This window comes from Thiobacter sp. AK1 (assembly GCF_039822265.1).
GTDB lineage: Bacteria > Pseudomonadota > Gammaproteobacteria > Burkholderiales > Thiobacteraceae > Thiobacter > Thiobacter aerophilum.
In genome coordinates this window covers 1-11808 of sequence record NZ_JBAJEX010000006.1, presented here as the reverse complement: position 1 = coordinate 11808, position 11808 = coordinate 1, and the positions used below count along the sequence as shown (strand labels likewise).

At 63.5% G+C, this 11808-nt stretch carries 14 protein-coding genes; 12 read left to right on the top strand and 2 right to left on the bottom strand.

Annotation, left to right across the window (positions count from 1 at the left end; translation table 11 throughout):
• Both V6E02_RS08360 and V6E02_RS08355 read right to left on the bottom strand, forming a co-directional pair.
• Positions 1-1224 carry a malic enzyme-like NAD(P)-binding protein gene (locus V6E02_RS08360; RefSeq protein WP_347308335.1) on the bottom strand — a complete coding sequence of 408 codons (1224 nt, stop codon included), beginning with the start codon at positions 1222-1224 and terminating at the stop codon, positions 1-3.
• An 83-nt stretch (positions 1225-1307) separates the two neighbouring features.
• Positions 1308-1514, bottom strand: a complete 207-nt coding sequence (locus tag V6E02_RS08355; protein WP_347308334.1) for a YdcH family protein — start codon at positions 1512-1514, stop codon at positions 1308-1310.
• Positions 1515-1583: 69 nt separating this feature from the next.
• Between V6E02_RS08355 and V6E02_RS08350 the strand changes: the two genes are divergently transcribed.
• The 12 genes from V6E02_RS08350 to V6E02_RS08295 all read left to right on the top strand — a co-directional run bounded on the left by V6E02_RS08350 (position 1584) and on the right by V6E02_RS08295 (position 11691).
• Complete coding sequence (locus V6E02_RS08350) at positions 1584-2633, top strand: ribonuclease Z (protein ID WP_347308333.1); 1050 nt, start codon at positions 1584-1586, stop codon at positions 2631-2633.
• Positions 2634-2845: 212 nt separating this feature from the next.
• Complete coding sequence (locus tag V6E02_RS08345) at positions 2846-3370, top strand: RNA pyrophosphohydrolase (protein ID WP_430626790.1); 525 nt, start codon at positions 2846-2848, stop codon at positions 3368-3370.
• A gap of 73 nt (positions 3371-3443) precedes the next feature.
• The gene (locus V6E02_RS08340) at positions 3444-4040 is read left to right on the top strand and encodes a CBS domain-containing protein (protein WP_347308332.1); all 597 of its coding nucleotides are present in this window, start codon (positions 3444-3446) and stop codon (positions 4038-4040) included.
• Position 4041: 1 nt separating this feature from the next.
• Entirely contained in the window at positions 4042-4377 is a 336-nt protein-coding gene (locus V6E02_RS08335; protein ID WP_347308331.1) for a hypothetical protein, read from the top strand.
• Between the two features lie 155 nt (positions 4378-4532).
• A complete protein-coding gene (locus V6E02_RS08330) occupies positions 4533-4955 on the top strand; it encodes a rubrerythrin family protein (protein ID WP_347308330.1) in 423 nt (140 codons plus the stop codon).
• Positions 4956-5050: 95 nt separating this feature from the next.
• Entirely contained in the window at positions 5051-6382 is a 1332-nt protein-coding gene (locus V6E02_RS08325) for a heterodisulfide reductase-related iron-sulfur binding cluster (protein WP_347308329.1), read from the top strand.
• A gap of 20 nt (positions 6383-6402) precedes the next feature.
• Positions 6403-6987 carry a DUF3501 family protein gene (locus V6E02_RS08320; protein WP_347308328.1) on the top strand — a complete coding sequence of 195 codons (585 nt, stop codon included), beginning with the start codon at positions 6403-6405 and terminating at the stop codon, positions 6985-6987.
• A gap of 70 nt (positions 6988-7057) precedes the next feature.
• Complete coding sequence (locus V6E02_RS08315) at positions 7058-8263, top strand: class I SAM-dependent methyltransferase (RefSeq protein ID WP_347308327.1); 1206 nt, start codon at positions 7058-7060, stop codon at positions 8261-8263.
• Between the two features lie 138 nt (positions 8264-8401).
• Positions 8402-8926 carry a CNP1-like family protein gene (locus V6E02_RS08310; RefSeq protein WP_347308326.1) on the top strand — a complete coding sequence of 175 codons (525 nt, stop codon included), beginning with the start codon at positions 8402-8404 and terminating at the stop codon, positions 8924-8926.
• Positions 8923-9579, top strand: coding sequence for a 7-carboxy-7-deazaguanine synthase QueE (gene queE / locus V6E02_RS08305; protein ID WP_347308325.1), 657 nt, complete (start codon positions 8923-8925; stop codon positions 9577-9579). Before V6E02_RS08310 ends, queE begins: the two co-directional genes overlap by 4 nt.
• Before the next feature lie 10 nt (positions 9580-9589).
• Positions 9590-10270 (top strand): 7-cyano-7-deazaguanine synthase QueC, encoded by a 681-nt coding sequence (queC, locus tag V6E02_RS08300; protein ID WP_347308324.1) that lies wholly within the window; start codon positions 9590-9592, stop codon positions 10268-10270.
• 155 nt (positions 10271-10425) lie between these two features.
• Positions 10426-11691 carry a YeeE/YedE family protein gene (locus V6E02_RS08295; RefSeq protein ID WP_347308323.1) on the top strand — a complete coding sequence of 422 codons (1266 nt, stop codon included), beginning with the start codon at positions 10426-10428 and terminating at the stop codon, positions 11689-11691.
• Positions 11692-11808 lie beyond the last annotated feature (117 nt).

Below are 11808 nucleotides of genomic sequence, written 5' to 3'. Positions count from 1 at the left end.
TCAGCCTTCGCAAGGCGCCGCAGCGGCCACCGCCGGCGGCACGCGCTCGATGAGACGGGGATCGAAGGGCTTGGGCAGAATGTAGTCGCGACCGAAGGAGAGGGCGGTCAGGCCATAGGCCGCCAGCACCTCGGGCGGCACGGGCTCCTGTGCCAATTCCGCCAGAGCATGCACCGCGGCGATGAGCATGGGAGGGGTGATGCGCTTGGCGCGCGCGTCGAGGGCGCCCCGGAAAATGAAGGGAAACCCCAGCACGTTGTTCACCTGGTTGGGATAGTCGGAGCGGCCGGTGGCCATCACCAGGTCGTCGCGCACGGCATGGGCCGCCTCGGGCCGGATCTCGGGGTCGGGATTGGCCAAAGCGAAGACCACCGGCCGCGGTGCCATCGAGCGCACCATCTCGGGCGTCACCAGATTGGGGCCGGATACGCCCACGAACACATCGGCGCCCACCATGGCCTCGGCCAGGGTGCGTCTGTCGGTCTCACGCGCGAAGGGCTGCTTGTAGGGATTGAGATCGGTGCGGCCGCTGTGGATCACGCCTTTGCTGTCCACGAGGAGGATGTTCTCGGCACGCGCGCCCATGCTAAGCAGCAGGTTCATGGAGGCCAGCCCCGCCGCGCCCGCCCCGAGACAGACGATGCGCGCGGACTCTAGGACCTTGCCCTGAACCTTGAGGGCATTGATCAGACCGGCGCAGATGATCACGGCGGTGCCGTGCTGGTCGTCATGGAACACTGGAATGTCAAGGCGCTCGGTCAGGGCCTTTTCAATCTCAAAACAATGGGGCGCGGCAATATCCTCAAGATTGATACCACCGAAGGTGGGGGCGATCGCCGCCACGGTCTCGATGAAATGCTGCGGCGACGAGGCCGCAACCTCGATGTCATAGACGTCGATGTCGGCGAAACGCTTGAACAGCACGGCCTTGCCCTCCATCACCGGCTTGGAGGCAAGCGGCCCCAGGTTGCCCAGGCCCAGGATGGCGCTGCCATCGGAGATCACCGCCACCAGATTTCCCTTGTTGGTATAGCGATAGGCGGCGTTCGGATCGCGGGCGATTTCCCGCACCGGCTCGGCGACACCGGGGCTGTAGGCAAGGGTGAGATCGGCTGCCGTGGCGCAGGGCTTGGTGGCGGTGACCGCCAGTTTCCCGGGACGGGGAAACTCGTGGTAGGCCAGCGCGGCCTGGCGCTGCTCGGAACGGGACGGGGGCTCGCTCATGGAAGCTTCCTGGGGTGAAAGGCGAAAGCCGCCATTTTAACGATATCGCCGTGGGATCGAATACGCGCACGCACTGCGTAGCGCTAGGCGGGAATGTCTGGGATGAGCAGCATGTTCAGCCGCACGATTTCGTCCTTCAGCCAGAGCTTGCGCTTCTTCAGCCGGCGCAGGCGCAGCTCGTCCGGAAAGGGCATGGCGGCAAGGGCGGTCACCACCGCATCCAGATCACGATGTTCCAGCGTGAGTTCGGCGATGCGCCGGCGGATGGCTTCGGCTTCTTCTTCGGTCATGGCGGCTTCGGCTCATTATGCGCCGCCGCCCCCGTGCGTCAACCCTGTCCGGCGTAGAATCGACGTAGCATGCGTCCTCTGTTCCATCCGCAACTGGTGAACGACCCCTTCGGCGACCCGGCCCTCTATGTGGACTGTCTGTTTGAGGGCCGCGCCTTGTTGTTCGACCTCGGTGATTTGCGCGCCCTGCCACCCCGTAAGTTGCTGCGCATCAGTCACGTATTCGTGTCCCATGCCCACATGGACCACTTCATGGGCTTTGACTGGTTGCTGCGCGTCTGCCTCGGCCGCGACCGCGCCATGCACCTGTTCGGCCCGCCCGGTTTCCTCGATCAAGTCGAGCACAAGCTCGCCGCCTACACCTGGAACTTGGTACACAACTACGAAACCGACTTCACCCTCCACGTTACGGAAATCGAGCCCGGCCGTGGCGCGCGGCGTGCCTGCTTCCGCTGCCGGAACGCCTTCCGGCGGGAAGAAGAAGCCAGCTTTCCCGCGACGGATGTGCTGGTGGCAAAGCCCCTGTTCCGCGTACGCTCGACTCTGCTCGACCACCGCACGCCTTGCCTCGCCTTCGCCTTGGAGGAGCAAGCCCATGTCAACGTCTGGAAAAACCGGCTCAAGGAAACGGGGCTAGCACCGGGCCCTTGGCTGCGGCTGGCGAAGCAGGCCATGCTTGAGGCCAAGCCAGACGACACGCCAATCGAGGCCCTCACCCAGGAGGGGAAAAAGCGCATGGTGACCCTGGGCATGCTGCGCGGTGACGTGGTGCACAGGGGGCCGGGCCAAAAAATCGTGTACGTCACCGACGCGGTCTATCACGAGGAAAACGCCCGGCGCATCATCGCGCTCGCGCAAGGTGCCGACCTTCTCTTTATCGAAACCCCCTTCCTCGACGAGTTGGCAGAGCGCGCCCGGAAAAGATGTCACCTCACCGCCTGGCAGGCGGGCACCCTCGCCCGCGCCGCGGGCGTAAACCAGGTCGTGTCCTTCCACTACTCGCCCATTTATCGGGGCCAGGAAGCGCGCCTGCGCGAGGAGCTCGCCGCCGCCTTTCGAGGCGAGACGACCCTGGCCGCCACGGCGAAGTCCGGGGGCCTGCTACCTCCTCTGCCCTGAGCCGGCCGAAACAAGCCCAGGCGAGGGGCAATCCCGCTTTGTGAGCACCGGACATTTGCACGAGCGCTTGCCCCCATGCCCACTGGGCGGCAGGCGAACGAAACGCGGTATGGCGGGTCACATGGGCAGTTGCCCGAGGGGCTTTCGCCGCGGCTTTATCCCCTGCTGGAAATGTGGAACAATCGGGTCAAGAGCTAAATGAGGATTTGGAAATGATCGACCGTGACGGGTACCGCCCGAACGTCGGCATTATCCTGGCCAATGCCAAAGACGAGGTCTTCTGGGGCAAGCGCATCCGGGAGCATTCCTGGCAGTTCCCGCAAGGGGGCATCAAGCGCGGTGAGACGCCGGAGCAGGCCATGTATCGCGAGCTCTACGAAGAAGTGGGGCTTAGGCCCGAGCACGTGCGCATCCTGGGGCGGACCCGCAATTGGCTGCGCTACGACGTGCCGAGCCAATGGGTGCGGCGGGAGTGGCGCAGCACCTACAAGGGCCAGAAACAGATCTGGTTCCTGCTGCGCCTGATCGGGCGCGACTGCGATGTCTGTCTGCGCGCCAGCGACCATCCAGAGTTTGATGCCTGGCGATGGCACGCGTACTGGGTGCCTCTGGAAAGTGTGATCGAGTTCAAGCGCGAGGTGTACCGCCTGGCGCTCACGGAGCTGGAGCCCTACCTGCAGCGGGACAAACCGCGCACGCGGCGGAATTTCTCCGGCGCCGCCAAGGCAGGCGCCTGAAGCTACAGCCACACCGATCATCGTCTATGCTGAGAACGTGTGCCGTTTCCCCTCGGGGGAGAAAGGAGCGCCCGTGCTCAGTGAGTTCCATCCCCTCCCCCGGCACCGGCTCGACGCCGGCGCCGGGCTGGTCCGTCCCGACCGCCATGCCTATCAGCAGCCCCGTCTCACCGATCCCGCCCTGGTGGTGATGACCGACCTGCGGGTCGTGCCACCCGCCACCGTCGGCCCCGCGGTACCCCTCGACCAGGCCCACCAGCAGATGATGCGGCGCGGCGTGCGGCTGTTGTTCGTGGTGGACGGCGACGAGCGTCTGCTTGGGCTCATCACCGCCAGCGACATCCTGGGCGAGAAACCCCTGCAGTACATCGAGCAGCGCGGCGGGACCCGGCGCGACATTCCCGTGCACGACATCATGACGCCCCACGACGCCCTGGAGGCCCTCACCCTGGCGGACGTGCTGGCGGCGCGGGTAGGCGACATCGTGGCCACCCTTCAGGCTTGCGGCCGCCAGCATGCGCTGGTGGTCGAGCAGGAGGAGCGCAGCAGTTGGCAGCAAGTGCGCGGCCTGTTCTCCTCCACCCAAATCGCCCGCCAGCTGGGGATGGAAATTCCCCTGGCGCGCAAGGCGCAGACCTTCGCCGAGCTGGAAGCGGAACTGGGGAAGTAAGATGGCAGCGCTACGGCAGGCGCCCACCCTCGAAGCCGGCGAGCCTTTGTGGAAGCGAGTCCCCACCCGGGACGAGGCGGGTCGCCCGCTGGCAGATTTCATGATGCTCATCCCCGGTCTGCGCGATCGGCCGCAGGCCGGCATCCTGGCCGTGGTGGTGCAAGTACGGCGCGCCCTGGCGGAGAGCCGGGAGGTGGTGTTCGCTCACCTGGACCTGCGCCTGAATCTCCTCTGGGTGTCGGTTAGGGCGCGGCCTGGCATCACCCTACAAGTGGCCGCGCGGATCCGAGAGCGGGTCCCCGAGGCCCGCCTGATCGGCCAAAAACGCTTCTATTGACAATGTGTTGCGTCGAAGAAACGGGCCAGCTCCGAGCTGGGGGTGGTTTTTTGTTCCGGCGTTGACTTCGCGCGACGCCGGGACTATACTGCGTTCACAGTTTAGACTTAGTCTAACTGCTGAATGATGTTCATTTCTTGATCAAGGAGAGCAACATGCCTAGCCTGAAAGGTTCCAAGACCTTCGAAAACCTGAAATACGCCTTTGCCGGCGAATCCCAGGCCAACCGCCGCTACCTCTATTTCGCGGCCAAGGCCGACGTGGAAGGCTACAACGACGTGGCGGCCGTGTTCCGCTCCACCGCGGAGGGCGAGACCGGCCATGCCCATGGCCACCTGGAATACATGGAAGCCGTGGGTGATCCCGCCACCGGTCTGCCCATCGGCTCCACCGCCGACAACCTGAAGGCCGCCATCGCGGGCGAGACCCACGAGTACACCGACATGTACCCGGGCATGGCCAAGACCGCCCGCGAGGAAGGCTTCGACGAAATCGCCGACTGGTTTGAAACCCTGGCGAAGGCCGAGCGTTCCCACGCCAACCGCTTCCAGAAAGCCCTGGACACGCTGGGTTCCTGAAGCCACGTGGCAGGCAGCCCCGCACGGGGCTGTCAACAGAAGGGCCCGCAACGGCGGGCCCTTCTGTTGACCCCTTAGACCAAACGAGACCCATCATGACCGTACGTGAAGGCAGCCTGGAAGCCCCGACCCGCCATCCCATCGACTGGAAGAATCCGGATTTTTACGACGAAGACAAACTCTACCAGGAGTTGGAACGCGTCTATGACATCTGCCACGGCTGCCGCCGCTGCGTCAGCCTGTGCACGGCCTTCCCCACCCTGTTCGACCTGGTGGACGAATCGCCCAGCATGGAGGTGGACGGCGTGAAGAAGGAAGATTACTGGAAGGTGGTGGACCAGTGTTATCTGTGCGACCTCTGTTTCATGACCAAATGTCCCTACGTGCCCCCCCACGAGTGGAACGTGGACTTCCCCCACCTCATGCTGCGCGCCAAGGCCATCAAGTTCAAGAAAGGCGAAGTGAAGTTCCGGGACAAGCTGCTCTCTTCCACCGATGCCATGGGCAAGCTCGCCACTATTCCCGTGGTGGTACAGACGGTGAATGCCCTCAACCGCAATCCCAGCGCGCGCAAGGTGATGGACCAGATGCTCGGCATCCACCAGGAACGCGTCTTGCCCGAGTACGCTGCAACCAAATTCCGGTCTAGTGCACGACCGCGCGATGATTTCCCGGTGCGCGATGGCAGCCGCACGCCCGGCAAGGTGGCCATCTACGCCACCTGCTACGTAAATTACAACGAGCCCGGCATCGGCCACGATCTGATCAAGATCCTGGAGCACAACGAGATCCCCACCCGACTGGTGGAGAAGGAAGCCTGCTGCGGCATGCCCAAGCTGGAGCTAGGCGATCTCGAGGCCGTGGCGCGGCTTGCACAAACCAACATCCCCCAACTGGCGAAACTTGCCCGCGAAGGTTACGCCATCCTCACCGCCGTGCCCTCCTGCACGCTCATGTACAAGCAGGAATTGCCGCTCATGTTCCCGGATGATCCAGACGTCAAGGCGGTGCAGCAAGCCATGTTCGATCCCTTTGAATACCTGGTGCTGCGCCGCCTCGACGGACTACTCAAGACCGATTTCAAGAAGCCGCTGGGCAAGGTCGCCTACCACATTCCCTGCCACCTGCGCGTGCAGAATATGGGGCAAAAGACCCGCGAAATGCTGCAACTGGTGCCAGACACGCAGATCCACGTGGTGGAGCGCTGCTCCGGCCACGATGGCACGTGGGGCGTGAAGAGCGAATTCTTTGCCAACTCCATGAAGATCGGTAGGCCGGTGTTCCGCGCCATGGCCGAGCCAGGGCCCGACTACGTCTCTTCCGACTGCGCCATCGCCGGCCGCCACATCATGCAGGGCATGGGCGCGGGCACCCAGGCGCAAAAGGCTCACCCCCTCACCCTGATCCGCATCGCCTACGGACTCTGAACCACGCGAAGGAGCACACCATGCCGCAACTGACCCGTTCCGATCTGCTTTCCCTGGAGGCCTACGCGAAGGCGCGACCGCAGATCCGCGCCAAGGTGATGGCACACAAGAAGAACCGCACCGTGCACTTGGGCGACCACATGACGCTGATTTTCGAGGACGCCCTCACCATCAGCTACCAGGTGCAGGAAATGCTGCGCGCCGAGCGCATCTTCGAAGAAGAAGGCATCCAGGACGAGCTCGATGCCTACAATCCCTTGATCCCGGACGGCACCAACTGGAAGGTGACCCAGATGATCGAATATCCGGATCTGGAGGAGCGACGCATCATGCTGGAGCGCCTCAAGGGCATCGAGGACCAGACCTGGGTGCGCATCGCCGGCTTCGACAAGGTGTATGCCATCGCCGACGAAGACCTGGAGCGGGAGAACGAGGAAAAGACCTCCTCCGTTCACTTCCTGCGTTTCGAGCTCACCCCGGAGATGATCGCCGCAGTGAAGCGCGGTGCCGCCATCGGGGTCGGCGTGGACCATCCCGAGTACACCGCAACCTTTGAACCGCTACCGCCAGCCATCCGCGCCTCGCTGGCAAACGATTTGGCATGAGCACCTAGCCGGCGCTTTTCTCTATACTGTCCGCGAAATTTTGCGGAAATGCCCGGGAAGGAGTCAGCGCATGCTGCAAAGCCAGATGATCAAGCTGGTGGAGTCGCGCCTGCGGCGCCACAACCTGCCGGTGGCCCTGGAGCTGTGGAACGGCCAGGCCTTCAAGCTCGTCGACGAGCCGGCGGTGAAGGTGAGGATCAATCGCCCCAACGCCCTGCTGCATCTTGCCAATCCCAGCCTGGGCAAGCTCGCCAAGAGCTACGTGGAACGGGACATCGACCTCACAGGGACCACCCGCGACATCATCCGCCTGGGCGAGTCCCTGTGCGACGGGGTGGTATGCGGGGACAAGAAGGGCAGCCGTTTCCTGTCCTGGTGGCGCCACTCCAAGCCCGCCGACCGCAAAAACATCAGCTACCACTACGACGTCTCCAATGATTTCTATGGTCTGTGGCTGGACGCGCGCCGGGTCTATTCCTGCGCCTATTTCCGCACGCCCGACGACACCCTGGACGTTGCGCAAGAGCAGAAACTGGAACATATCTGTCGCAAACTCCATCTCAAGCCCGGTGAACGCTTTCTCGACATTGGCTGTGGCTGGGGCGGTCTCATTCTGTGGGCCGCGGAACGCCATGGAGTGCGCGCCGCCGGGATCACCCTCAGCCAGAACCAGTACGAATACGTGCGCCAACAAATCCGTGCCCGCGGCCTGGACGGGCAGGTAGAGGTCCATCTCATGGACTACCGCGACGTGCCCGAGACAGAGCCCTTCGACAAGATCGCCTCGGTGGGCATGTTCGAGCATGTGGGCCGCGCCAATCTGGGCAAGTATTTCGCCAAGATCCAGCGCCTCCTCAAGCCCGGGGGACTCGTGATGAACCATGGCATCACTGCCGCCAGCCGCGCCAGCGGCGGCCTGGGAAGCGGCATCAGCGAATTCATCGACGAGTACGTGTTCCCCGGCGGCGAGCTGGTACACGTGTCGGAAGTGATCGACAGCCTATCGGCTCAGGGGCTGGAATGCTGGGACGCGGAATGCTTGCGTCCCCATTACGCGCGCACCCTCTGGCACTGGGTGGAACGACTGGAAGCCCACGCCGCCGAGGCCAAACGCTTGGTGGGCGAGGAAAAATTCCGCATCTGGCAGATCTACATGGCAGGCTCCGCCCACGCCTTCGAGCGCGGCTGGATGTCGCTATTCCAGATCCTGGCCGGCAAACCCCTGGCCGACGGGCGGCTCCCCTATCCCCTGACCCGCGAACACGTGTATGCCTAGCGCCGCTACGGACTCACAAAAAAAGTAGCCGATAGGCCACGCGATCGGACCGTATTCCTGGGAAACGGGGCATTGGAAAGGCAAAGCCTACGGGAGCGGCTTGAGCCGCGGCGGCTGGGCGGCAAGTTAAAATAAGCCATGCGTTCGATCCTGCTTAGCTTCTGCCTTGCCTGTCTGCTGCTCGCGCCCACTGCACACGCCGCTTGGGGTGAGTTCGAGTACGATTTCGACAACGAAAAGCCCTGGGTGGAACTTGAGGCCCAGTTGCCGCCCTATCCCCGCCTGGAAGCGGCACTCCCCTTCTTCGTCTCGGCTGCCACCGACAACCGGTTTTTCATCGACCCCCAATCCATCTCCGTGGGAGAGGATGGCGTGGTGCGCTACGCGTTGATCGTTATCTCTCCTTCCGGGGCCACCAACATCACCTTCGAGGGCATGCGCTGCGGTGCGCATGAATTCAAGATCTACGCCTTCGGTCGCGGCGGCCAGTGGGCGCGCAACCGCTATGCCCAATGGAAACCCATCGAATACAAGGACCGCAATCGCCAGCATCACATGCTCTACGACGACTTCTTCTGTCCGGGCGGCATCATCGCCAAGGACGCGCCGGAAATCGTGTTCGCCCTGAAGCGAGGTATCCATCCACGCGCGGAGCAGCCATGACGGCAGTCGGCGAACAGACCCTGCGGGTGAGCGAGATCTTTCACTCCCTGCAGGGCGAATCGACTCGGGCAGGGTTGCCCACGGTATTCATTCGCCTCACCGGCTGCCCCTTGCGCTGCGGCTATTGCGATACGAGCTATGCGTTCAGCGGCGGCGAAACCTTGAGCATCGGGCGCATCCTCGCGCGCACCGCAACCTATGGCACGCGCTATGTGTGCGTGACGGGCGGTGAGCCCCTCGCCCAGAAAAATACGCTCGATTTGCTCACCGCTCTGTCCGATGCGGGCTATCGCGTTTCCCTGGAAACTAGCGGTGCGCTGGACATCGCGCCAGTAGATGCGCGCGTCGTTCGCATCGTCGACATCAAGACCCCGGGCTCGGGCGAGGTGGAGAAAAACCGCTGGGACAACCTCGCTCACCTGCGCGATACGGACGAAGTGAAGTTCGTCCTGTGCGACGAAGCGGATTACCGCTGGGCAGTGGATAGGCTCGAGGCGCACGACCTCGCGCGACGCTGCACGGTCCTCTTCTCACCGGTTTGGGAGCGCCTGGCACCGCGCCTGCTGGCCGAGTGGATCCTGCGCGATCGCCTGCCGGTCCGTTTCCAGCTCCAGCTACACAAGATTCTCTGGGGGAGCGAGCCGGGACGATGAGGAACCAGCCATGACCCATCGCGATGCCATCGTGCTGCTGTCGGGAGGGCTGGACTCTGCCACCACCTTGGCCATCGCGAGCGCGGAAGGCTTTCGCTGTCATTGTCTCTCCCTCGACTATGGCCAGCGGCACCGCGCGGAGTTGGATGCAGCCGCGCGCGTCGCGCGCGCATTGGGCGCGGCGGAGCAACGCGTGGTGACGCTTGACCTTTCCGTGTTCGGCGGCTCGGCGCTGACCGACACGCGGCTTGCGGTACCCACACAGGCGAGCCCGCCCGGGGAGATTCCCATCACCTACGTGCCGGCGCGCAATACCATCATGCTCGCCCTCGCCCTGGCCTGGGCGGAAGTGCTGGGCGCCCAGGACATCTTCATCGGCGCCAACGCCGTGGACTATTCCGGCTATCCCGACTGCCGCCCTGAATACATCGCGGCCTTCGAACGCATGGCCAACCTCGCCACACGAGCCGCGGTGGAAGGCCATCCCACACGCATCCATGCGCCTCTGATCGCCCTCACCAAGGCCGACATCATTCGCCGCGGGGTAAGCCTGGGCGTCGATTTTTCCCTCACTGTGTCCTGCTACCAGGCCGACGATGAAGGCCGCGCCTGTGGCCTGTGTGATGCCTGCCGGCTGCGGCGCAAGGGGTTCCAGGATGCCGGCGTAGCGGACCCCACGCGTTACCGCTAAGGCCTGGCGGGCGCTGGTACGTCCATACCAACTATCGAATTTGATTGGAGAAATCCGCAGCCACGCGCCTTGTCGCGGGCGTGCTCGCTCCGTAAAATCCCAACACCCGTCGGCTTCCTGCCGGCGCCGGCACAACTTCCAGCGAGGACACGATCATGGTTTTCGATAGTTTCGGACAGGCCCAGTCCGTCTTTCTGTGGGCGGGGTTTGCCATCGCCCTGGTCATGGGCGCGGTGGTAAACAAGACCAACTTCTGCACCATGGGTGCAGTCTCCGATTGGGTCAACATGGGGGATACGGGACGCCTGCGCGCCTGGGTGTTTGCTCTAGCAGTGGCCATGCTGGGTGTCGCGGTGCTGGAATACCTGGGGCTTGCCAAGCCGGATCTCGCCTTCCCGCCCTATCGCTCCAACCAGCTCGTGTGGCTGGAAAACCTGCTCGGAGGGCTCATGTTCGGTGTGGGCATGACGCTCGCCTCCGGCTGCGGCAACAAGACCTTGATCCGCATCGGGGGCGGCAATCTCAAATCTGTGCTGGTGTTCGCTGTGATCGCCGTGATCGCCTACTTTATGGTCAATCCCTTCCCGGGGAGCGACAAAACCCTGTTCACCGTGCTCTTCTATGACTGGATCCGCCCGGCGGCGGTGATGCTGCCCACCAAGCAAGACTTGGGCGCCCTCGTCGGAGGGGACAAGCCGGCATTGGCGCGCCTGGTGCTGGGCGTGGTGATCGCCCTGGTGCTGATGGGCTTCGCTCTCAAGTCGGAAGATTTCCGCAAGAACTTCGACAACGTGCTGGGCGGGCTGGTGGTGGGGCTGGCCGTCCTCGCCGCTTGGTATGTGACCAGCAATGTCATGGTCCGCGCGGAAGGCGAAACCTACAGCCTGCAGAACTTCGTCGCCGAGCAGTGGGATCTCCTTGCCGCGCCCACCGACGTGAAGCCGGCCCAGTCAGCGGCGCTCTCACCCCAGTCCTATACCTTCATCAACCCCATCGGTCAAACCTTGGGCTACGCCATGGGGGGGTTCAACAAGGCCCTGCTCACCTTCGGCGTCATGTCCGTGTTCGGAGTGATTCTCGGTTCCTTCCTGTGGGCGCTGATCTCGCGCAGCTTCAAGATTGAGTGGTTCGCTTCCGTGCGAGATTTCGTCAACCACCTGGTGGGCGGCATTCTGATGGGCTTCGGTGGTGTGCTGGCCATGGGCTGCACCATCGGCCAGGCAGTGACCGGTGTCTCCACCCTCGCGGTGGGCTCCATCATCACCTTCATCGCCATCGTCCTGGGCAGCGCCATCACGATGAAGATCCAGTACTACAAGATGGTGTATGAAGCGGAAGCCACTTTCCTCAAGGCCTTCGTCACCGCGCTGGTGGATCTCAAGCTCCTACCCGCGGCCCTTCGCAAACTCGAAGCCGTGTAAGCCCGCGCTGCACGCAAGGCCCGCTACCCGCGGGCCTTGCGTGTTGTCAACAAATAGAACTGTCCGGTCTTAAAGCACGTAAACTGTCCGCTTTTCCCCTGTGGGAAGGTGTCCCAC

Coding starts and splice junctions, on each gene's coding strand:
- V6E02_RS08310 (WP_347308326.1), top strand. CDS start 8,402: ATGCGTTCGATCCTGCTTAGCTTCTGCCTTGCCTGTCTGCTGCTCGCG.
- queE (WP_347308325.1), top strand. CDS start 8,923: ATGACGGCAGTCGGCGAACAGACCCTGCGGGTGAGCGAGATCTTTCAC.
- V6E02_RS08330 (WP_347308330.1), top strand. CDS start 4,533: ATGCCTAGCCTGAAAGGTTCCAAGACCTTCGAAAACCTGAAATACGCC.
- V6E02_RS08320 (WP_347308328.1), top strand. CDS start 6,403: ATGCCGCAACTGACCCGTTCCGATCTGCTTTCCCTGGAGGCCTACGCG.
- V6E02_RS08295 (WP_347308323.1), top strand. CDS start 10,426: ATGGTTTTCGATAGTTTCGGACAGGCCCAGTCCGTCTTTCTGTGGGCG.
- V6E02_RS08325 (WP_347308329.1), top strand. CDS start 5,051: ATGACCGTACGTGAAGGCAGCCTGGAAGCCCCGACCCGCCATCCCATC.
- V6E02_RS08355 (WP_347308334.1), bottom strand. CDS start 1,514: ATGACCGAAGAAGAAGCCGAAGCCATCCGCCGGCGCATCGCCGAACTC.
- V6E02_RS08345 (WP_430626790.1), top strand. CDS start 2,846: ATGATCGACCGTGACGGGTACCGCCCGAACGTCGGCATTATCCTGGCC.
- V6E02_RS08315 (WP_347308327.1), top strand. CDS start 7,058: ATGCTGCAAAGCCAGATGATCAAGCTGGTGGAGTCGCGCCTGCGGCGC.
- V6E02_RS08335 (WP_347308331.1), top strand. CDS start 4,042: ATGGCAGCGCTACGGCAGGCGCCCACCCTCGAAGCCGGCGAGCCTTTG.
- queC (WP_347308324.1), top strand. CDS start 9,590: ATGACCCATCGCGATGCCATCGTGCTGCTGTCGGGAGGGCTGGACTCT.
- V6E02_RS08360 (WP_347308335.1), bottom strand. CDS start 1,224: ATGAGCGAGCCCCCGTCCCGTTCCGAGCAGCGCCAGGCCGCGCTGGCC.
- V6E02_RS08350 (WP_347308333.1), top strand. CDS start 1,584: ATGCGTCCTCTGTTCCATCCGCAACTGGTGAACGACCCCTTCGGCGAC.